The sequence below is a fragment of the Pantoea sp. BRR-3P genome (assembly GCF_039621635.1).
In the GTDB taxonomy this organism is placed as follows: Bacteria; Pseudomonadota; Gammaproteobacteria; order Enterobacterales; family Enterobacteriaceae; genus Pantoea; species Pantoea floridensis.
The window spans coordinates 1,323,362-1,343,366 of the sequence record NZ_CP155066.1 but is presented as its reverse complement, the minus strand read 5'-3'; the positions used below and the strand labels follow the sequence as shown (position 1 = coordinate 1,343,366).

20 protein-coding genes and 1 other annotated feature are annotated in these 20,005 nt (G+C 55.6%); of the genes, 15 read left to right on the top strand and 5 right to left on the bottom strand.

Going from position 1 to position 20,005, the window contains the following annotated elements; genetic code table 11:
• Positions 1-2: 2 nt before the first annotated feature.
• Complete coding sequence (gene ltnD, locus AAGR08_RS06080) at positions 3-911, bottom strand: L-threonate dehydrogenase (protein ID WP_097096754.1); 909 nt, start codon at positions 909-911, stop codon at positions 3-5.
• A 258-nt stretch (positions 912-1,169) separates the two neighbouring features.
• Here ltnD and ygbI point away from each other — a divergent pair, with 258 nt between their 5' ends.
• On the top strand, positions 1,170-1,931 hold the full coding sequence (gene ygbI / locus AAGR08_RS06075; RefSeq protein WP_097096753.1) for a DNA-binding transcriptional repressor YgbI: 762 nt from the start codon (positions 1,170-1,172) through the stop codon (positions 1,929-1,931).
• A gap of 84 nt (positions 1,932-2,015) precedes the next feature.
• On the opposite strand, the gene AAGR08_RS06070 is transcribed toward ygbI, so the two are convergent.
• A complete protein-coding gene (locus tag AAGR08_RS06070; RefSeq protein WP_345829077.1) occupies positions 2,016-3,374 on the bottom strand; it encodes an APC family permease in 1,359 nt (452 codons plus the stop codon).
• Positions 3,375-3,747: 373 nt separating this feature from the next.
• Positions 3,748-5,166 (bottom strand): glutamine synthetase, encoded by a 1,419-nt coding sequence (locus AAGR08_RS06065; RefSeq protein WP_176519214.1) that lies wholly within the window; start codon positions 5,164-5,166, stop codon positions 3,748-3,750.
• 210 nt (positions 5,167-5,376) lie between these two features.
• Here AAGR08_RS06065 and puuD point away from each other — a divergent pair, with 210 nt between their 5' ends.
• Together puuD and AAGR08_RS06055 are read left to right on the top strand one after the other, a co-directional pair.
• Positions 5,377-6,141: a gamma-glutamyl-gamma-aminobutyrate hydrolase gene (puuD, locus tag AAGR08_RS06060; protein ID WP_345829075.1), complete on the top strand. Its 765-nt coding sequence runs from the start codon at positions 5,377-5,379 to the stop codon at positions 6,139-6,141.
• Positions 6,142-6,215: 74 nt separating this feature from the next.
• Positions 6,216-7,493, top strand: a complete 1,278-nt coding sequence (locus tag AAGR08_RS06055) for an FAD-binding oxidoreductase (protein WP_345829073.1) — start codon at positions 6,216-6,218, stop codon at positions 7,491-7,493.
• Between the two features lie 61 nt (positions 7,494-7,554).
• Here AAGR08_RS06055 and AAGR08_RS06050 read toward each other — a convergent pair whose 3' ends face one another.
• Complete coding sequence (locus AAGR08_RS06050; protein WP_345829071.1) at positions 7,555-8,382, bottom strand: SDR family oxidoreductase; 828 nt, start codon at positions 8,380-8,382, stop codon at positions 7,555-7,557.
• A gap of 176 nt (positions 8,383-8,558) precedes the next feature.
• Here AAGR08_RS06050 and hisL point away from each other — a divergent pair, with 176 nt between their 5' ends.
• The 12 genes from hisL (at position 8,559) to AAGR08_RS05990 (ending at position 18,449) form a co-directional block, all read left to right on the top strand.
• On the top strand, positions 8,559-8,606 hold the full coding sequence (hisL, locus tag AAGR08_RS06045) for a his operon leader peptide (RefSeq protein ID WP_100396937.1): 48 nt from the start codon (positions 8,559-8,561) through the stop codon (positions 8,604-8,606).
• Positions 8,582-8,703, top strand: a sequence feature (His leader region). (Overlaps the previous gene by 25 nt.)
• 53 nt (positions 8,704-8,756) lie before the next feature.
• Positions 8,757-9,656 (top strand): ATP phosphoribosyltransferase, encoded by a 900-nt coding sequence (gene hisG / locus AAGR08_RS06040; protein ID WP_097096747.1) that lies wholly within the window; start codon positions 8,757-8,759, stop codon positions 9,654-9,656.
• A gap of 4 nt (positions 9,657-9,660) precedes the next feature.
• Positions 9,661-10,968, top strand: a complete 1,308-nt coding sequence (hisD, locus tag AAGR08_RS06035) for a histidinol dehydrogenase (RefSeq protein WP_345829069.1) — start codon at positions 9,661-9,663, stop codon at positions 10,966-10,968.
• Positions 10,965-12,041, top strand: a complete 1,077-nt coding sequence (gene hisC, locus AAGR08_RS06030; RefSeq protein ID WP_345829067.1) for a histidinol-phosphate transaminase — start codon at positions 10,965-10,967, stop codon at positions 12,039-12,041. Before hisD ends, hisC begins: the two co-directional genes overlap by 4 nt.
• Positions 12,038-13,105 (top strand): bifunctional histidinol-phosphatase/imidazoleglycerol-phosphate dehydratase HisB, encoded by a 1,068-nt coding sequence (gene hisB / locus AAGR08_RS06025; protein WP_345829065.1) that lies wholly within the window; start codon positions 12,038-12,040, stop codon positions 13,103-13,105. The genes hisC and hisB overlap by 4 nt, the downstream gene beginning before the upstream one ends.
• On the top strand, positions 13,105-13,695 hold the full coding sequence (gene hisH, locus AAGR08_RS06020; RefSeq protein WP_097096743.1) for an imidazole glycerol phosphate synthase subunit HisH: 591 nt from the start codon (positions 13,105-13,107) through the stop codon (positions 13,693-13,695). Before hisB ends, hisH begins: the two co-directional genes overlap by 1 nt.
• Positions 13,695-14,432 carry a 1-(5-phosphoribosyl)-5-[(5-phosphoribosylamino)methylideneamino]imidazole-4-carboxamide isomerase gene (gene hisA, locus AAGR08_RS06015; protein WP_345829063.1) on the top strand — a complete coding sequence of 246 codons (738 nt, stop codon included), beginning with the start codon at positions 13,695-13,697 and terminating at the stop codon, positions 14,430-14,432. The genes hisH and hisA overlap by 1 nt, the downstream gene beginning before the upstream one ends.
• Positions 14,414-15,190 (top strand): imidazole glycerol phosphate synthase subunit HisF, encoded by a 777-nt coding sequence (hisF, locus tag AAGR08_RS06010; protein WP_097096741.1) that lies wholly within the window; start codon positions 14,414-14,416, stop codon positions 15,188-15,190. Before hisA ends, hisF begins: the two co-directional genes overlap by 19 nt.
• Positions 15,184-15,795, top strand: a complete 612-nt coding sequence (gene hisIE, locus AAGR08_RS06005; RefSeq protein ID WP_345829059.1) for a bifunctional phosphoribosyl-AMP cyclohydrolase/phosphoribosyl-ATP diphosphatase HisIE — start codon at positions 15,184-15,186, stop codon at positions 15,793-15,795. The genes hisF and hisIE overlap by 7 nt, the downstream gene beginning before the upstream one ends.
• Positions 15,796-15,883: 88 nt before the next feature.
• Positions 15,884-16,360: a YbaK/prolyl-tRNA synthetase associated domain-containing protein gene (locus tag AAGR08_RS06000; RefSeq protein WP_345829057.1), complete on the top strand. Its 477-nt coding sequence runs from the start codon at positions 15,884-15,886 to the stop codon at positions 16,358-16,360.
• Between the two features lie 66 nt (positions 16,361-16,426).
• Positions 16,427-17,224 (top strand): ABC transporter substrate-binding protein, encoded by a 798-nt coding sequence (locus AAGR08_RS05995; RefSeq protein ID WP_345829055.1) that lies wholly within the window; start codon positions 16,427-16,429, stop codon positions 17,222-17,224.
• Positions 17,225-17,336: 112 nt separating this feature from the next.
• Positions 17,337-18,449, top strand: coding sequence for a succinylglutamate desuccinylase/aspartoacylase family protein (locus tag AAGR08_RS05990; RefSeq protein WP_345829053.1), 1,113 nt, complete (start codon positions 17,337-17,339; stop codon positions 18,447-18,449).
• Positions 18,450-18,481: 32 nt separating this feature from the next.
• On the opposite strand, the gene gndA is transcribed toward AAGR08_RS05990, so the two are convergent.
• Positions 18,482-19,891: an NADP-dependent phosphogluconate dehydrogenase gene (gndA, locus tag AAGR08_RS05985; protein WP_345829051.1), complete on the bottom strand. Its 1,410-nt coding sequence runs from the start codon at positions 19,889-19,891 to the stop codon at positions 18,482-18,484.
• Between the last annotated feature and the right edge of the window lie 114 nt (positions 19,892-20,005).

Here is a 20,005-nt window from a genome sequence, read left to right as displayed (position 1 = left end):
GATTACTGCTCCTTTGCCTGAGGCAGCGTGATGCCGCTGAAAATCTTGATCACCGCGCTGTCATCTTCGCGACCGTGCCCGGCATTGCTGGCCTCGGTGAACATGTTGAGCGCGGTCGAGGCCAGCGGCAGCGGGAAGTGCAGCGATTTAGCGGTATCCGCCACCAGATTGAGATCTTTCACGAAGATATCCACGGCGGATTTCGGCGAGTAATCGCCATCCACTACGTGACGCATGCGGTTTTCAAACATCCATGAGTTACCCGCCGCGTTGGTCACCACATCGTACATGGTGTCCAGCGGAATACCGGCGCGCGCGGCCAATGCCATCGCTTCGGCACCCACGGCAATGTGCACTCCCGCCAGCAGCTGGTGAATGATTTTAACGGTGGATCCCAGACCGATTTCGCTGCCAACGCGATAGACTTTCGCCGCCACCGCATCCAGCACTGGCTTGAGCCGCGCAAACGCCTCATCGCTACCGGAAGCCATGACCGTCATTTCCCCGACCGCGGCTTTGGCTGCCCCGCCGGAAACCGGCGCATCCAGCATTAAAAGTTGATGCTGTGCCAGCTGCTGTTCAATCGCCTGCGCATCCTGTGAAGAGATGGTAGAAGAGACCATCACCACCGTGCCCGGCTTGAGCTGCGCCGCCACACCGTTTTCACCAAATAGAATGGCCTTCACCTGCGCGGCGTTAACCACCAGCAGCAGCACCGCATCCAGTTCGGCCGCAAAGCGGGCGGCGGAGGCTTGGGCATCGCGTGCACCGGCCTGGCGCAGGGTTTCCAGCGCCTGCGGATTGAGATCAACTCCCCAGGTATTTAATCCTGCACGGATGCAAGACTGCGCGGCACCCATGCCCATGGAACCTAAACCAATCACGCCGATGTTATTCACGGTTGCTGACACAGCAGACCTCCATTGTTAATTTAAGTGATAATTTGTTCATTGGTGTTAAGTCTGCCGCAGATATCGGGCAATAAACGTGCGTAACATCACAAAAATTAACTTACCTGCTTAAGGATTAACAGGGATTCACAACGCAATAATGGCGGAAGTAAATCCCGTCAGCCGCGCTTTTTACTGAAATTTCGGCAACATAAATTGTGCTGCGGGCTGTGAATCGATGATCTACAATGTGAAAAAATGATAATTCGGGAGAGGCGTGTGATTCCGGTTGAACGTCATCAGCAAATTTTAGCGTTGGTTGCCGAGCGCGGCGTCGTGAGCATTGCCGAGCTAACAGAACGATTGGGCGTGTCGCACATGACGATTCGTCGCGACGTACAGAAGCTGGAAGAGCAAGGCGCGGTGCTGTCGGTTTCGGGTGGTGTGCGCTCGGCGGATCGTTTAGCGGCCGAACCGTCGCATCTGGCAAAAACCAGCATGTACAGCAGCGAAAAGATGGCGATTGGGCAGTACGCCGCACGTCATATTCCGCGAAACAGCTGCATTTATCTGGATGCCGGCACCACGACACTGGCGCTGGCACGCGAACTGGCGGAACGTGACGATTTGCTGGTGGTGACCAATGATTTTGTGATTGCACGTTTGCTGATGGAGAGCAGCGGCTGCAAGCTGATCCACACTGGCGGCACGGTGTGCCGGGAGAATCGCTCGAGCGTTGGTGAAGCCGCGGCGCGCAATTTACGCCAGCTGGCGATCGATATCGCCTTTATCTCGGCCTCCTGCTGGGGTCCGCGCGGGCTGTATACGCCGGACGAAGATAAAGTGCCGGTAAAGCAGGCGGCGAGCGATGTCAGCAGCAAACGCGTGTTGCTGAGCGACAGCTCGAAGTACAACAAGATTGCGACGTATCTGGCGCTGCCGCTGGAGCGGTTTGATACTTTGATTACCGATGCGGAGTTGAGCAAAGCGGGACGTGAAGCGTTGAGTGCGGGGAAGTGGGAGTTGGTGATCGCGGGATGAGTTTGCTGGGATTATCGACCAGGTCGCCATGAATGGCGACCCTAGGTTGTAGGGTGCGCATTTATGCGCACCTGGTCATTTAAATCACACTTCTTCGCTGAACTGCGGAACCGGATTGCGGAAGGTACGGGTGACAAACGCGAGGTAAATAATACCAATCGCCGCCCACACCAGGCCGAGAACCATTGAGGTCTCTTCCAGGTTAATCCACAACGCACCTACCGTCAGAGCGCCCATGATTGGCAGCAACAGATAGTTGAGGTGATCTTTCAGCGTCTTATTACGCTTTTCACGGATCCAGAACTGGGCAATCACCGACAGGTTGACAAACGTAAATGCCACCAGCGCACCAAAGTTAATCAGCGCGGTCGCTGTCACCAGGTCGAAGTTGATTGCCAGCAGCGCCACGCCACCCACCAGCAGCACGTTCAATGACGGCGTGCGGTATTTCGGATGCACGAAACCAAAGAAACGCTGCGGGAACACGCCGTCGCGGCCCATCACGTACATCAGACGTGAAACACCAGCGTGTGCGGCCATCCCGGAAGCCAATACCGTCACCACCGAGAAGATCAGAATGCCAATCTGCAGCGCTTTACCCGCCACGAACAGCATGATTTCTGGCTGTGAAGAGTCCGGATTCTGGAAACGCGAAATGTCCGGGAAGTACAGCTGCAGGAAGTAAGAAACCCCAATGAAGATCACACCACCAATCAGCGCGGTGAGGAAAATCGCGCGTGGGATAGTGCGTTCAGCATCTTTGGTCTCTTCCGACAGCGAGCTGATGCCGTCAAAGCCGAGGAACGAGAAGCAGAGAATCGTCGCACCGGTAATCATCGGCACCACGTGTGCATCCTGAGACCAGAACGGTTTGCTGCTGACCAATGTCCCTTCGCCCACACCGTGTGCCACACCGTAAACCACCATGCCGGTGATCACGACCATCACCACCACTTGCAGCACCACGATCACGCTGTTGAAGTTGGCAACGGTTTTGACTCCACGCAGGTTAGAGATGGTCATAAAGGCCACCAGCAGCACCACGAAAATCCACGACGGAATACCCGGCACCAGCGTTTCAAAATAGCTTTTCGCCAGCAGGATGTTGATCATCGGCATGAACAAGTAGTCCAGCAGTGATGACCAGCCAACCATAAAGCCGACGTGCGGACTGATTGCCTTCTGAGCATAGGTGTAAGCGGAGCCCGCAGATGGGAAGCGGCGTACCAGCTTGCCGTAGCTCACGGCAGTAAACAGAATCGCGATCAGGGCGAAAGCATAAGCGGTGGCGACGTGGCCGTCGGTTAATCCAGACACGATACCGAAAGTATCAAACAGGGTCATTGGCTGCATATACGCCAAGCCCATCATGACAACCGGGATCAAGGTCAGAGATTTTTTCAGGTGTGCACGCTGAGGTGCGGCAGAGGTGTTAAGCGACATTGTTCAGTCCCCCGCAAGCGACAACCGCGATCGGTTGGGCTACAGGGATACTGCGCAATTTGCTGCAGTGAGAAGTGATTTTTGTGTTTGCGATTGTCGCCGCGCCGTAATCATCACGAAAGCGAGAACCAGCCTGAGCTGGTGCAATGTTAAACAGTCCCATCTTTGTTTTCCTCAAATCTCACGCACAACGCGTGTTTGTCAGTATCTATCTATCCGGATGCGTGTCCGGCCTCGTTTAAATGTCAGTGAGTACATCATGCAAAAAAATAACCGACGTGGTTAACGTCGGTTAGTTTCTCATTTTGCAGGGCGCGTATTTTGCCCCAACTTATGCCATCGGCACAAGACGTTAGATCAATTCTTCAGGCGGTTAAGCATTCTTGAGCATCCAGTCGATCTCTGTGGCGGTGATCAGGCGCTCAAACTGCATCAGTTCATACTGTTTGCAGCTGTGCCACACCCCGCTAAAACGCTCACCCAGCAGCTTTTGCAGCGGATAGCTATTCTCGAATTCATACAGCGCATCGCTCTGCCGAATCGGTAACGCCAGCCCTTCTGCCTCATGTCCATTGCCCTGCACCGCATGCGGTAAGGGTAGCTGATTATCTAAACCGTGCAAAATTCCGGCAAGAATTGTTGACACCACCAGATAGGGATTTGCATCGGCTCCCGCCACGCGATACTCAATGCGGTGATTATCCATATCCCCGCAGGGTACGCGCAGTGCTACGGTACGATTATTGTGCCCCCATGACGCTTGCAGCGGCACATAGGCTTCGGGCAGAAAACGGCGATAGGCGTTAACGTTTGGCGCCAGTAGCGCCATCGAAGCCGGCATCAGATCGATCATGCCCGCCAGCGCGCGTTTCATCAGCGGTGAATCGCTGCCGTCATCCAGCGCAAAGGCGTTGTGATCGGCGGCGTCCAGCATGCTGATGTGCACATGCATACCGCTGCCCGCATACTCTTCATAAGGCTTCGCCATAAAGGTGGCGGTCATGCCGTGATTTTCCGCCACCTGACGCACCAGGCGTTTAAGCTGGATGGCATGATCGCAGGCTTTAAGCACATCGCGCGTGTGATGCAGGTTGATTTCAAACTGTCCGGGCGACGCTTCCGCCAGTGCGCCGTCGGCGGGAATGCCCTGCAGCTTCGCCAGAGTGTCGATATCACGCAGCACGTCGGCGAAATGATCGAGATTATCTACCGAATAAACCTGGCTCTGCATGTTGCGCTCATCGCTGCCCGGCGAGCACGGCGGTTGAATAAATCCTTCCGCATCACGCTTCTTATCCACCAGATAGAACTCCAGCTCTACCGCTACCACCGGAAACAATCCTCGATTGCGCAGCTGTTGCCACAGCCGATTGAGGACATTACGGGGTTCAACGTCAAAGGGAGTGCCATCTTGGTTACACATGGTGAGCAGCAGCTGCGCAATGTGCGTGGGGTCGGCGGCTGAGGGGATTAAGGTTCCGGGAACCGGTATGCAGAGGTGGTCGGGTTCGCCTAATGACTGTCCTAGTCCGGCTTCTTCGACGGTATTACCGAGAATATCCATGGCGAAGACCGAAGCAGGGAAATAACACCCTTTTTCCAGTTTTGCCAATGCGGCGATGGGAATGCGTTTACCGCGAAATACCCCATTTAAATCATTAAGAAGAATATCGACATACTGCGTTTCAGGATGGCGTTCCAGCCAGGTTTTTACCTCCAGCTGGAACGCGCTTGTTCGTTTCTCTTCACTATGTCGCGTGAAGTCTTCTACTTCTACGAGGTTCGTCATGATCCCACCCGCCCTTTACCGTTTAGAATTGGTGCGCGCAATGCTCAAAATAACAGCCATTCCTCTAACATAGCGCTAACGCAAAAAGTGTGCAAATGTAACAAATCTGTTTGAAGAACGAACAAGCGGTTGCTAGATTGACAAAACATTGCACACTTTTAACGCCAGCCGTGCCATTTCGGCGAAAATATTGAACAGCAGCGCGGAGACGTTATGGGCATTATTTTTGACAAGCCTTTGATTGGTGTAGTGATGTGCCAAAATGTTATTGGCAACCATTCAGCGCAAACGGTTCACAACAAGTATCTCGACGCTGTCGTTTTGGCCGGTGGCGTGCCGCTGCCGTTGCCCCACCAACTGATGCATTCTCCACATCTATTAGAAAACAGTATGACGGTGCTGGATGGCATTTTGCTGACCGGCAGCCCCAGCAATATCGAACCCTGGCACTATGGCGAGGATGGCAAAGAGGCGCATGCCGATCCGGCGCGCGATCGTCTCGCCTTCGGGCTTATCACACATGCGGCGGGTAAAAAGATGCCGATGTTTGGCATCTGTCGCGGCTTGCAAGAGTTGGTGGTCGCGAACGGCGGCGCGCTGCATCGCCAATTGCATATGACACATCTTTTCCACGAACACCGGGAAGACGACACGCTGTCGCTGGATGAGCAGTATGCGCCGGTGCATGAGGTGCAGCCAGAAATTGATGGCATGCTGAGCCAGCTGCTCGGCAGCAGCGAGGCGTTTGCTGTCAATTCATTACATGGTCAGGGCATTCGCGAGCCTGGGCCGCAATTGCGCGTCGAAGCACGTGCGCCCGACGGGCTGATTGAGGCGGTAAGCCTGCGCCAGCACCCTTTCGCGCTTGCCGTGCAGTGGCATCCGGAATGGCACTCCGATCGCGATCCGATTTCGCGCCAGTTGTTTGCGGCCTTTATCCAGGCCGCTATCCATTATCACAACGAAAAACAGCCATGAATCGTGCCACTTTGGCATCTGGAAAAGTGCATACGTCAGCTCATTTCTAAGGTTGCGCGCTTAAGGAGGATGTTATGCAACATGTGGGAAGTTATTACGCGGCCACCGCCAACGCTCACGCGCCGTGGCCTGAACTGCAAGAATCGGTGCAGTGTGATGTCTGTATTATTGGTGGAGGCTTTACCGGCCTCTCTTCCGCCCTGTTTCTGACGGAAGCCGGTTACGATGTGGTGGTGTTAGAGGCGGCAAAAATTGGCTTCGGCGCCAGCGGTCGTAACGGCGGCCAGGTGGTGAACTCCTACAGCCGGGATGTGGATGTGATTGAGCAGCGTTACGGTAAAGAGACCGCACAACTGCTTGGCAGCATGATGTTTGAAGGCGCGGAGATTATTCGCGATCGCATCGATCGTTATGCCATTGCCTGTGATTATCGTCCCGGCGGGATTTTTGCGGCGTTCAATCAGCGACAAATGGGCCACCTGCGCAGCCAGAAAGCCAGCTGGGCCCGCTATGGCAATCACGATTTGGAACTGCTGGATGAACGCGCTATTCGCCGCGAAGTCGCCACCGATCGTTATGTGGGTGGATTACTCGATAAGCGCGGCGGCCACCTGCATCCCCTGAATCTGGCGCTGGGTGAAGCAGAAGCCATTCGCCGCCATGGCGGACGCATCTATGAGCAATCGGCGGCAATTGAAGTGCAATATGGCGCACCGCATCGAATAAAAACCGCCAAAGGAGCAGTCTCCGCCACCTTTGTGATTTTTGCAGGCAATGCCTATTTACCTGCGCAGCTCGAACCGCGCCTGAGCCGCAAAAGTATGCCGTGCGGCTCGCAAATCGTCACCACCGAACCTTTAACGCGCGATCAGGCGCTAGGGTTGTTGCCAAACAATTACTGCGTGGAAGATTGTAACTATCTGCTCGATTACTTCCGTCTGACTGCCGACAACCGCCTGCTGTATGGCGGTGGCGTGGTGTATGGTGCGCGCGAGCCGGATGATATCGAAGCGCTGATTCGTCCTAAACTGTTGCGTACGTTCCCACAGCTGCGCGATATCAAAATCAGCCATCGCTGGAGCGGCAATTTCCTGCTGACCTTGTCGCGCATGCCGCAGTTCGGCCAGGTGGAGAAGAATGCCTTCTTTATGCAGGGCGACAGCGGCCACGGCGTTACCTGTACGCATCTCTCTGGGAAGTTGATTGCTGAAGTGCTGCGTGGGCATGCGGAGCGTTTTGATGCGTTCGCGAAACTGCCGCACCTGCCATTTCCGGGCGGACGAAGATTTAAAGTGCCGCTCACGGCGATGGGCGCGGCCTGGTATGCGTTAAGGGATCGGTTTGGGGTGTGACCAGGTCGCCATGAATGGCGCCCCTACATCGTAGGGTGCGCATTAATGCGCACCTGAAAAACTACTCCAGCGGCATTTTCATCGGGTCATCGTAGGTGTACTCAAAGCCCAGCTCATTGGCGATTTTTGAGCCATCCACCACTTTTCCGGCCGAGCGCTCCGGCTCCGCCACAAACGTTGGCGGCTCTAGCCCTAACTGCTTCGACACGCTGGGGTAAAAACTGTCGCGCGACGGATGTTTCGAGGCACACAGATTGTAAACATGCCCGCCTTTCGGCGTTTGCAGCAGCAGCACAATCGCATCCACTACGTCGTCGAGATGCACCAGATTCACCGCGTGGCCGCCATTTTCCAGCCCGGTTTTGCCCGCCAGGAAACGCCCCGGATGACGATTCGGTCCCACTAATCCCGCGAGTCGTACAATGTCCACGCTGGTGCCCGGCAGATCGTGCAACCAGTTTTCCAGTTCCACCAGCGTTTTACCGGCCACCGTTTCCGGCTGCAGCGGGCTGTTCTCTTTCATCACGCCCTCGCCACTGCCGTAAACTGACGATGAGCTGGTAAAAATGATGCGCGGCACTTTTTTCGCCAGCGCAGTATCCACCACGTTCTGTACTGCCTGCATGTAATCTTCCGCGCCTTTCACCGTGCGGCTGGCGGGCAAGGTCACCACCAGCGCATCCACCGCCATCAGCGTATCTAATTCTTCGGCTTCACACTCCAGTTCGGGCGTCAGCACCAGCTGAAACGCCTCAATGCCGCAGCGGCGTGCGGCATCCACGCCATCCGGCGAGGTTTTACTGCCGGTCACCTGCCAGCCGCGTGTCGTTAGCGCCATCGCCAGCGGCATACCCAGCCATCCCAGACCTACAATCGCGACCTTTTTCATATCGACTCCTGCTATGGGCTCAGACTTCATCTTAGTGCCGGTAGATGTGCCAAACCAGCGCAAACTGTTTCGGGAGATTCCGGAAATTGACGCTTAAAAAAGGGTTGCCAATTGTCACCATCTTCGTTAGGTTAATCAGCACGCAAATGAATACTCATTCAGCAACGGAATTTACTATGACACGCGTTCAGTTCAACCACCATCATCACCATCATCCTGACTAGTCTTTCAGGCGATGTGTGCTGGGAGACGATTAGGATCTTCCAGTGGTGCGAACGCAAAGAGAGCCCCCGGAAGATCTTCTTCCGGGGGTTTTTTTATGGGCGGACGCAACCCAATACGTTCAGACAGGATTGAATAAGAGGACAGGAACCATGTTAGATAACACCCGAATTCGCATAGCTATGCAGAAATCTGGCCGTTTAAGCGATGAATCACGCGAACTGCTGGCCCGCTGCGGTATCAAAATCAACCTTCAGCAGCAGCGTCTGATTGCGTTTGCGGAGAACATGCCCATCGATATCCTGCGCGTGCGTGATGACGATATTCCTGGCCTGGTGATGGATGGCGTAGTGGATCTCGGCATCGTCGGTGAGAACGTGCTGGAAGAAGAGCTGCTGAACCGCCGTGCTCAGGGCGAAGATCCGCGCTACTTCACGCTGCGTCGTCTGGATTTCGGCGGTTGTCGCCTGTCGCTGGCGATGCCGGTTGATGAAGAGTACACCGGCCCGCAATGCCTGAATAACGCCCGCATCGCCACCTCTTATCCGCACCTGCTGAAGAAATATCTCGATAAACAAGGCGTCGCCTTCAAATCCTGTCTGCTGAACGGTTCTGTCGAAGTCGCACCACGTGCTGGCCTGGCCGATGCGATTTGTGACCTGGTGTCTACCGGCGCCACGCTGGAAGCCAACGGTCTGCGCGAAGTGGAAGTCATCTATCGCTCTAAAGCGGTGCTGATTCAGCGCGACGGCGAACTGCCTGCCGCCAAGCAGGAACTGGTTGATAAAATGATGACGCGCATTCAGGGCGTGATCAAAGCGCGTGAGTCTAAGTACATCATGCTGCACGCGCCAAGCGAGCGTCTGGAAGAAGTGATTGCCCTGCTGCCGGGCGCCGAGCGTCCAACCGTGCTGCCGCTGGCCGGTGACGTGAGCCGCGTGGCGATGCACATGGTGAGCACCGAAACCCTGTTCTGGGAAACCATGGAAAAGCTGAAAGCGCTGGGCGCCAGCTCAATCCTCGTACTGCCAATTGAAAAAATGTTGGAGTAACACGATGAGCAACCTGATGACACCGATTGATTGGCAACAGTGCAGCGCAGAGCAGCAGCAAGCGCTGCTGATGCGTCCGGCGATGTCGGCTTCAGAAAGCATCAGTCACATCGTGCGCGACGTGCTGGTAAAAGTGAAAAATGAAGGCGATGCAGCGCTGCGCGAATTTAGCGCGCGCTTCGACAAGGCGCAGGTGGATAATTTGCGCGTCACGCCAGAAGAGATGCAAGCCGCCAGCGACCGCCTGAGCGACACGCTGAAACAGGCAATGGCTGCCGCAATGGCTAATATTGAAACCTTCCACAACGCACAGATTCTTGCCGAAGTGGATGTGGAAACCCAGCCCGGCGTACGCTGCCAGCAGATTACCCGGCCGGTGAAATCGGTGGGTTTGTACATTCCTGGCGGTTCCGCCCCGCTGTTCTCAACCGTGTTGATGCTGGCGACGCCAGCTCGTATCGCCGGTTGCGGCCGCGTGGTGTTGTGCTCGCCGCCGCCGATTGCCGATGAAATCCTTTACGCCGCGCAGCTGTGCGGTGTGAAAGAGGTGTTTCAGGTTGGCGGATCACAAGCCATCGCTGCCCTCGCCTTCGGCACCGAAACTGTGCCGAAAGTGGACAAGATTTTTGGCCCAGGCAACGCATATGTGACGGAAGCGAAACGTCAGGTCAGCCAGCGTCTCGACGGTGCGGCAATTGATATGCCTGCCGGTCCATCGGAAGTGCTGGTGATTGCGGATGAAGGCGCAACGCCGGCATTCGTGGCATCCGATTTGCTGTCGCAGGCGGAGCACGGCCCGGATTCGCAGGTGATTTTGCTGACGCCGTCGCTGCAGCTGGCTGCAGGCGTGGCGCAAGCGGTTGAGGAACAGCTGGCACAGCTGCCGCGTGCCGCCACCGCGCGTCAGGCGTTAGAGAGCAGCCGTTTGATTGTGCTGCGCGACCTGGATCAGTGCATCGAGATCTCCAACTTGTACGGCCCGGAGCACCTGATTATTCAGACGCGTCAGCCGCGCGAGCTGGTAGACAGCATCACCAGCGCCGGTTCCGTGTTTCTTGGCGACTGGTCGCCGGAATCGGCGGGCGATTACGCGTCTGGCACCAATCATGTGCTGCCGACCTACGGTTACACCGCCACCTGTTCCAGCCTTGGACTGGCCGATTTCCAGAAACGTATGACGGTGCAAGAGTTAACGCCACAAGGTTTCCTTAATCTTGCCGCGACAATTGAAACCCTGGCCGCCGCCGAGCAGCTGGAAGCCCATAAAAATGCCGTTACCCTGCGTGTTGCCGCGCTGAAGGAGCAAGCATGAGCCTGAATATTGAAGAGTTAGCGCGCGCCAACGTGCGCGCGCTAACGCCGTATCAATCGGCGCGTCGTCTGGGTGGCAACGGTGATGTGTGGCTGAACGCCAACGAATTCCCGCTGCCGGTGCCGTTTGAGCTGTCGCAGCAGACGCTAAACCGCTATCCGGAATGCCAGCCGAAGTTGGTGATTGAGCGTTACGCCGCTTACGCCGGTTTAACACCGGAGCAGGTTCTGGTGAGCCGCGGTGCCGATGAAGGCATTGAGCTGCTGATGCGCGCTTTCTGCGAGCCGGGCAAAGATGCCATTCTGTTCTGCCCGCCAACCTACGGCATGTACAGCGTCAGTGCCGAAACCATCGGCATTGAATATCGCACCGTAGCCGCGCTCGACGACTGGCAGCTCAATCTGCCAGCGATTGCCGAGCAGATCGACGGCGTAAAAGTTGTCTATATGTGCAGCCCGAACAATCCCACCGGCAACCTGATCAATCAGGATGACATCCGCGAGCTGCTGGCGATGACCGCCGGTAAAGCGCTGGTGGTGGCTGATGAAGCCTATATCGAGTTCTGCCCGGAAGCGACGCTGGCGAGCTGGCTGCAGGATTATCCGCATTTAGTGATTCTGCGTACGCTGTCAAAAGCCTTTGCGCTGGCCGGTTTGCGCTGCGGCTTCACCCTGGCGAACAAGCCGGTGATCGATCTACTGATGAAGGTGATTGCGCCCTATCCACTCGCCACGCCGGTGGCCGATGTCGCCGGGCAGGCGCTGAGCGAGCAAGGCATCGCGCTGATGCGCCAGCACGTCGCCGAACTGAACGCCAATCGCGCCTGGCTGTTTGAGCAGTTACCGCAGATTGAGGTGGTGCAGCAAGTGTTCCCGAGTGAAACCAACTACATTCTGGCGCGCTTCACGGATTCACCAAAAGTGTTTAAAACGCTGTGGGATCAAGGCATTATTCTGCGCGACCAAAACAAAAACCCCGGCCTTGCGGGATGCCTGCGCATCTCCATCGGCACCCGTAAAGAGTGCGAGCGCCTGATCGCCGCGCTGCAAGCCTTATCAGTGGAGCAAGCATGAGTCAGAAGATCCTTTTTATCGACCGCGACGGCACCCTCATCTCTGAGCCACCAAGCGATTATCAGGTGGATCGTATGGAGAAGCTGGCGTTTGAGAAAAACGCCATTCCCGCACTGCTGGCGTTGCAGGAAGCCGGTTATCAGCTGGTGATGATCACTAATCAGGATGGCTTAGGCACCGACAGCTTCCCGCAGGCCGATTTTGATGGTCCGCACAACCTGATGATGCAGATCCTCAGCTCGCAAGGCGTGAACTTCAGCGACATCCTGATCTGCCCGCACATGCCGGAAGATAACTGCGATTGCCGCAAGCCGAAAACCAAAATGGTGGAAGCCTGGCTGGCCGCTGGCGCGCTGGACACCGCCAACAGCTATGTGATTGGCGATCGTCTCACCGACATTCAGCTGGCGCAAAACATGGGCATTCAGGGCCTGCGCTACGGCGCGGAAGGCGAAGATTGGGATGCGATTCAGGCTCGCCTGACTAAGCGCGATCGCTACGCGCTGGTGCAACGCAACACCAAAGAGACGCAGATTAAAGTCGAAGTGTGGCTGGACCGCGAAGGCGGCAGCAAAATTAACACCGGCGTCGGCTTCTTTGATCACATGCTGGATCAGATTGCGGTGCACGGCGGCTTCCGCATGAACATTGATGTAAAAGGCGATCTCTATATCGACGATCACCACACGGTAGAAGATACCGGTTTGGCGCTCGGCGAAGCGCTGCTGAAAGCGCTGGGCGACAAACGTGGCATCGGCCGTTTCGGCTTCGTGCTGCCAATGGATGAGTGCCTGGCGCGCTGCGCGCTGGATATCTCGGGCCGCCCGCACATCGAATTCAAAGCCGAATTCAGCTATCAGCGCGTCGGCGATCTCAGCACCGAGATGGTTGAGCACTTCTTCAGCTCGCTCTCCTACGCCATGATGAGCACGCTGCACCTGAAAACCAAAGGCCGCAACGATCACCATCGCGTGGAGAGTCTGTTCAAAGCCTTTGGCCGCACGCTGCGCCAGGCAATTCGCGTGGAAGGCAACACCCTGCCGAGCTCGAAAGGAGTGCTGTGATGAACGTGGTGATCCTTGATACCGGCTGCGCCAACCTGTCGTCGGTGAAGTGGGCGATTGAGCGCCTTGGCTACACGCCGCAGGTTAGCCGCGATCCGGACGTGGTGCTGCATGCTGACAAACTGCTGTTGCCGGGCGTAGGTACCGCGCAGGCGGCGATGAGTCAGCTGCAGGAGCGCGATCTCATCGACCTGATCAAAGCCTGTACCCAGCCGGTGCTCGGCATTTGCCTCGGTATGCAGCTGCTCGGCCGCGGCAGCGATGAGAACGGTGGCGTGACCACGCTCGGTTTGATCGATGAACCGGTGTCGCTGATGGATACGCAAGGTTTACCGCTGCCGCACATGGGCTGGAATCAGATCACCGCCAAAGCGGGTCATCATCTGTTCCGCGATATTCCCGATGGCAGCTACTTCTATTTCGTGCACAGCTACGCCATGCCGGTGAATGCGGCGACCATCGCCCAGTGCGACTACGGCCATCCGTTCACCGCGGCCCTGCAGAAAGATAACTTCTTTGGCGTGCAGTTCCACCCGGAGCGTTCGGGCAAAGCCGGCGCGCAGCTGCTGAAAAATTTCCTGGAGATGTGATGATTATCCCCGCATTAGATTTAATCGACGGCAAAGTGGTGCGCCTGCATCAGGGCGATTACGGCCAGCAGCGCGATTACGGTAGCGACCCGCTGCCACGCTTGCAGGACTACGAACGCCAGGGCGCCGAGGTGCTGCATCTGGTGGATTTAACCGGCGCGAAAGATCCGGCGAAACGCCAGATTCCCCTGCTCACCACCTTGCTGCGCGGCGTAAATGTGCCGGTGCAGGTGGGCGGCGGCATCCGCAACCGTGATGACGTGGCGGCGCTGCTGGCTGCCGGCGCTACGCGCGTGGTGGTCGGTTCCACCGCGGTGAAGCAACCGGAAGAGGTGAAAAGCTGGTTTAGCGAGTTTGGCGCGGACGCCATCGTGCTGGCATTAGATGTGCGCATTGATGCCAATAATCGCAAAGACGTGGCGATCAGCGGCTGGCAGGAAGCGGCGGGCGTCACGCTGGAAGAGGTGATTGGCTGGTATCTGCCGGTTGGCCTCAAGCATGTGCTGTGTACCGATATTTCTCGCGACGGCACGCTGAGCGGCTCTAACGTCGCGCTGTATAAAGAGGTGTCTGCGGCCTTCCCGGATATCGCTTTCCAGTCTTCCGGCGGCATCGGTTCGCTGGATGACATTGCCGCTTTACGCGGCAGCGGCGCCCAGGGCGTGATCGTTGGTCGCGCTTTACTGGAAGATAAATTCACGGTGGCGGAGGCGATTGCATGCTGGCAAAACGGATAATTCCTTGTCTCGATGTGCGTGACGGGCAAGTGGTGAAAGGCGTTCAGTTCCGCAACCACGAAATCATTGGCGACATCGTGCCGCTGGCGCAGCGTTATGCGCAGGAAGGCGCGGACGAGCTGGTGTTCTACGATATCACCGCCTCATCGGATGGCCGCGTGGTGGACAAAAGCTGGGTATCGCGCGTAGCGGAAGTGATTGATATTCCTTTCTGCGTGGCGGGCGGCATTAAGAGTGAGGAAGACGCGGCGCGCATTCTGCAGTTCGGCGCTGACAAGATTTCTATCAACTCCCCGGCGCTGGCCGATCCTACACTGATTACGCGCCTGGCCGATCGCTTTGGCGTGCAGTGTATTGTGGTGGGCATTGATACCTGGTTCGACGACGCGAGCGGCAAGTATCACGTTAATCAGTACACCGGCGACGAAGCGCGCACCAAAGTCACCACGTGGGAAACCCTCGATTGGGTGCAGGAAGTGCAGAAGCTGGGCGCAGGTGAAATCGTCCTCAATATGATGAACCAGGATGGCGTGCGTAACGGCTACGATCTGGTGCAGCTGAAGAAAGTGCGCGACGTCTGCAAAGTGCCGCTGATCGCGTCCGGCGGCGCAGGCACCATGCCGCATTTCCTCGAGGCCTTTGAGCAGGCGAACGTTGATGGCGCGCTGGCCGCTTCGGTGTTTCACAAACAAATTATCAATATCGGTGAGTTGAAAAACTTCCTGATCGACAACGGTGTGGAGATTCGCGCGTGTTAACTGCAGAACAACTGAGCAAGCTGGATTGGGTCAAAACTGCGGGCATGATGCCTGTTATCGTCCAGCACAATGTTTCCGGTGAAGTGCTGATGCACGGTTATATGAACGAGGAAGCGCTGCAAAAAACCCTCAGCGAGGGCAACGTAACGTTCTTCTCTCGCACCAAAAACCGTTTGTGGACCAAGGGCGAAACCTCGGGCCACTTCCTGCAAGTGGCGAGCATCACGCCGGATTGCGATAACGACACGCTGCTGGTGCTGGCCAATCCGATTGGCCCAACCTGTCATCTCGGCACCTCAAGCTGCTTCTCGCCGGCGGCGCCAGACTGGACTTTCCTCTACCAGCTGGAGCAGCTGCTGGCTTCACGCAAAACCGCCGATCCGGAGAGCTCGTATACCGCAAAGCTCTACGCAAGCGGTACCAAGCGCATTGCGCAGAAGGTGGGTGAAGAAGGCGTGGAAACCGCGCTGGCGGCCACGGTTAACGATCGTCACGAGTTGACCAATGAAGCGTCTGATCTGCTGTATCACTTAATGGTGCTGCTGCAGGATCAGGAGCTGGATTTGAGTACCATCATTAATAATCTGCGCGCGCGGCATAAATAATTTTCCGTAGGGTCGCCATTCATGGCGACCAATCTTCCAGGTGCGCATAAATGCACACCCTACGCTATTCATCAGCATGGAAAAAAACATGACCACCCATGAAAAACTGCTCGCCCTGCTCGACCAGCATCGGGCGCGCTATCGCGTGATGACGCATGAAGCGACTGGCAAATGTGAAGCGGTGGCGGCGATTCGCGGTACCGAAGTGGGACAAGGCGCGAAAGCGCTGGTGTGTCATGTGAAAGGTAACGGCATCAAACAGCATGTGCTGGCGGTGTTGCCCGCCGATCGGCAAGCCGATCTCAGCAAAGTGGCAGCGGCAGTTGGCGGCCGTCGTGCGTCGCTGGCCTCGCCGGCGGAAGTGGATGCGCTAACCGGCTGCGTGTTTGGTGCCATTCCGCCGTTTAGTTTCCATCCGGATTTACAATTAGTGGTGGATCCGCTGCTGTTTGAACGCTATGACGAAATTGCCTTTAATGCAGGCTTGCTGGAGCAGTCGGTGGTGCTGAATATCGCGGATTATCAGGCGCTGCATAATGGTAACGTGATGAAAATAATCCTCTAATTGCCATGTCCGACGGTGAGCGGTACTCTTCGTGATTCAACATCACAACACAAGAAGACCGATATTATGGCAAGTTCTCGTTTTACCGCCCGCCTGCGTCAGACGCTGGCGCTGGCTGTGCTGGCAGGTTGCGCATTCGGCGCACAGGCGAAAATTGATCAGGTGCGTTTCGCGGTTGATCCAACCTATCCCCCATTCGAATCCAAAACGCCACAGGGCAAGCTGGTCGGTTTTGATATCGATCTCGGCAATGCGCTGTGCGAACAGATGCAAACCAAATGCGTCTGGGTAGAGAGCCAGTTCGATGGCATGATCCCGGCGCTAAAAGCGCGTAAGTTTGATGCCATTCTGTCTGATATGGGCATCACCGAAGAGCGTCTGAAGCAGATTGATTTCACCGTGCCGCTGTATGACACCCATACTCAACTGATTGCGCGTAAAGGCTCCGGCCTGCTGCCAACCGCCGAATCACTGAAAGGCAAAACCGTGGGCGTTGAGCAAGGCACGGTGCAGGAGCGTTATGCACTTGCTAAATGGCAACCACACGGCGTGCAGGTGGTGCCTTACGGCGATCAGGCGCAGGTTGAGAGCGACTTAATTTCAGGCCGACTTGACGTGGTGTTCACCGATGCGGCACAGGCGGCCAATGGCTTCCTGAAGCATCCGCAGGGTAAAGATTTCGAACTGGCGGGCCCGATTGTGCAGGATCCGATTATCGGTCCAGGCACCGCCATTGGTCTGCGTAAAGGCGACACCGAACTGAAAACCGCACTGGATAACGCGTTTGCCGAACTGAAGAACAACGGCACTTTCGATAAAATTCAGAAACAGTACTTCGCGACTGACATCTCCATCCAGCAGTAATCTTTTGGGCGGCTTTTTTGCCGCCCTTTTTGCACTCAGCACTATAATTCCATCAGAAAATGCATCTGGCGTCGCTGAAAGCGTGCCATGAATAAAGGACATCGATAGCGTTATGCAACAACAACATCATCCTCTATTAAGCGCCTCGCTGGGCACGCAACGCGAAATTGTTAGTTTCCACTTTGGTACTGATTCGCAGCAGCGCGTTTATATTCAGGCCGCTCTGCATGGCGATGAACTGCCAGGTATGGCGGTGGCATGGTATTTGAAGCAAAAGCTATTAGCGCTGGAATCTGCTGGCAAGCTCAAATCCAAAATCACACTGGTGCCGGTGGCTAATCCTCTGGCGATGGGCCAACACTGGCACGGCAGCCATCTGGGCCGTTTTCATACTTTATCGGGTCAGGACTTCAATCGCCGCTTCCCGGCACTGGGAGAAGCCCTGATTGAGGAGCTGGCAGACTCGCTCACGCAGAGTGAATACGAAAACAAACGTCTGATTCGCGAGGCGATCGATCGTCACTATCGCAGCCTGATGGCGCGCACCGAGCTCGATTCTCAGCGCTTTACGCTGATGCGTATGGCCAGCCAGGCAGATTTGATGATTGACCTGCACTGCGATTGGGACGCGCTGCCGCATCTGTACACCACGCCGCACGCGTGGCCGGATATCGAACCGCTGGCGCGCTGGCTGGGAAGTGAAGTGCAGCTGCTGGCACAGATATCAGGTGGTGAGCCGTTTGATGAAGCCTGCTGTGAGCCGTGGCTAACCCTGGCTGAGCGCTTTGGCGACGAGTACCCTATGCCGCGCGGATTGCTGCCGGTAACGCTGGAGCTGCGCGGTTTGGCAGATGTATCACCAGAGCAGGCGGAAAAGGATGCTGACGCGATCATCAATGCGCTGATTGAAGGCGGCTATATCACCGGTGAATTGGGTGATTCCCCTGCCCTGCTCCATCCAGCGACTCAGCTGGCAGGCTGTGAGTATATCCATGCGGCGCATTCGGGGCTGGTTTTGTATCGACGCAAGCTGGGTGAATGGATTAAAGCAGGGGAAGTTGTCGCGGAGGTCGTAGATCCGATTACCGACCAGGTAACACCGCTGGTGGCGGAATTTGGTGGCGTGCTGTATGCAAGGAATCTGACTAAGTTTGTCACGGCTGGGATGCTGGTGGTGCGGCTGGCTGGGGAGAATGCGGGGAGACGGGGGGAGTTGTTGGTATAAAAAAAGGCTTCCCGAAGGAAGCCTTATTGCTATTAATCCAACCACTCGGTGTGGAATACGCCATCTTTATCGATGCGCTTATAAGTATGAGCACCGAAGTAGTCACGCTGAGCCTGAATCAGATTAGCTGGCAGAACTTCTGAACGGTAGCTATCGTAATAAGCGATCGCCGCTGAGAAGGTTGGCGTCGGGATACCATTCTGAATTGCATAAGAAACAACATCACGCAACGCCTGCTGGTATTCATCAGCGATATTCTTGAAGTATGGATCCAGCAGCAAGTTAGCGATGTCTGCATCGTTCGCGTAAGCATCAGTGATTTTCTGCAGGAACTGAGCACGGATGATGCAACCCGCACGGAAGATTTTAGCAATCTCACCGTAATGCAGATCCCAGTTGTTCTCTTCCGATGCAGCGCGCAGCTGAGAGAAGCCCTGAGCGTAAGAAACGATTTTGCCCAGATACAGAGCGCGACGCACTTTTTCTACGAACTCAGCTTTATCACCAGTGAAGGCTTTCGCCTGCGGGCCGCTCAATACTTTGGAAGCCGCAACGCGCTGGGTTTTCAGGGAAGATAAATAACGGGCAAATACAGATTCAGTGATCAGTGAAAGCGGCTCACCAAGATCCAGTGAGCTCTGGCTGGTCCATTTACCGGTACCTTTATTGGCTGCTTCATCAAGAATCACATCAACCAAATATTTACCGTCTTCGTCTTTCTTGGTGAAGATATCTTTAGTGATGTCGATCAGGTAGCTGCTCAGCTCGCCGTTGTTCCACTCGGTGAATGTTTCAGCCAGCTCTTCGTTGTTCAGACCGAGCGCGCCTTTCAACAGCGCATAGGCTTCAGCAATCAGCTGCATGTCACCGTATTCGATGCCGTTATGTACCATCTTCACATAGTGACCAGCGCCATTCGGGCCGATGTAAGCTACACAAGCTTCACCATCTTCCGCACGCGCAGCGATCTTATCCAGAATAGGCGCAACCAGTTCATATGCTTCTTTCTGGCCACCAGGCATGATAGATGGCCCTTTCAGTGCACCCTCTTCACCACCAGAAACGCCGGTACCGATGAAGTTGAAGCCCTGGTCAGAAAGCTCTTTGTTACGACGAATGGTGTCTTTATAGAAGGTGTTACCGCCATCGATCAGGATATCGCCCTTATCCAGGTGCGGAGTCAGGGAAGCGATGGTTTTATCAGTCGCTTCACCAGCCTGTACCATCAGCAGGATACGGCGTGGTTTTTCCAGCGATTCAACAAACTCTTCAACAGTATAGAAAGGAGCGAGTTTCTTTTCTTGGTTCTCAGCGATGACTTCATCAGTCTTTTCGCGTGAACGGTTGAAGATAGAAACAGTGTAACCGCGGCTCTCAATGTTAAGAGCCAAGTTGCGGCCCATTACTGCCATACCTACAACACCGATTTGTTGCTTGGACATTTTGTACTCCTGTCTGAAGGTCTCATTACCAGACAAATTCTGCTGGCGAACAAAGGTGGAAATTATGTTAACTCACTACAGTCATATTCGGGTAGTGAATGATGCTAAAGTCAC

Excerpts from the sequence above, each read along its gene's own strand:
- AAGR08_RS06055 (WP_345829073.1), top strand. The coding sequence starts at position 6,216 with ATGCAACATGTGGGAAGTTATTACGCGGCCACCGCCAACGCTCACGCG.
- puuD (WP_345829075.1), top strand. The coding sequence starts at position 5,377 with ATGGGCATTATTTTTGACAAGCCTTTGATTGGTGTAGTGATGTGCCAA.
- hisA (WP_345829063.1), top strand. The coding sequence starts at position 13,695 with ATGATTATCCCCGCATTAGATTTAATCGACGGCAAAGTGGTGCGCCTG.
- hisB (WP_345829065.1), top strand. The coding sequence starts at position 12,038 with ATGAGTCAGAAGATCCTTTTTATCGACCGCGACGGCACCCTCATCTCT.
- AAGR08_RS05990 (WP_345829053.1), top strand. The coding sequence starts at position 17,337 with ATGCAACAACAACATCATCCTCTATTAAGCGCCTCGCTGGGCACGCAA.
- hisH (WP_097096743.1), top strand. The coding sequence starts at position 13,105 with ATGAACGTGGTGATCCTTGATACCGGCTGCGCCAACCTGTCGTCGGTG.
- AAGR08_RS05995 (WP_345829055.1), top strand. The coding sequence starts at position 16,427 with ATGGCAAGTTCTCGTTTTACCGCCCGCCTGCGTCAGACGCTGGCGCTG.
- AAGR08_RS06070 (WP_345829077.1), bottom strand. The coding sequence starts at position 3,374 with ATGTCGCTTAACACCTCTGCCGCACCTCAGCGTGCACACCTGAAAAAA.
- hisD (WP_345829069.1), top strand. The coding sequence starts at position 9,661 with ATGAGCAACCTGATGACACCGATTGATTGGCAACAGTGCAGCGCAGAG.
- hisF (WP_097096741.1), top strand. The coding sequence starts at position 14,414 with ATGCTGGCAAAACGGATAATTCCTTGTCTCGATGTGCGTGACGGGCAA.
- hisG (WP_097096747.1), top strand. The coding sequence starts at position 8,757 with ATGTTAGATAACACCCGAATTCGCATAGCTATGCAGAAATCTGGCCGT.
- AAGR08_RS06000 (WP_345829057.1), top strand. The coding sequence starts at position 15,884 with ATGACCACCCATGAAAAACTGCTCGCCCTGCTCGACCAGCATCGGGCG.
- gndA (WP_345829051.1), bottom strand. The coding sequence starts at position 19,891 with ATGTCCAAGCAACAAATCGGTGTTGTAGGTATGGCAGTAATGGGCCGC.
- hisC (WP_345829067.1), top strand. The coding sequence starts at position 10,965 with ATGAGCCTGAATATTGAAGAGTTAGCGCGCGCCAACGTGCGCGCGCTA.
- AAGR08_RS06050 (WP_345829071.1), bottom strand. The coding sequence starts at position 8,382 with ATGAAAAAGGTCGCGATTGTAGGTCTGGGATGGCTGGGTATGCCGCTG.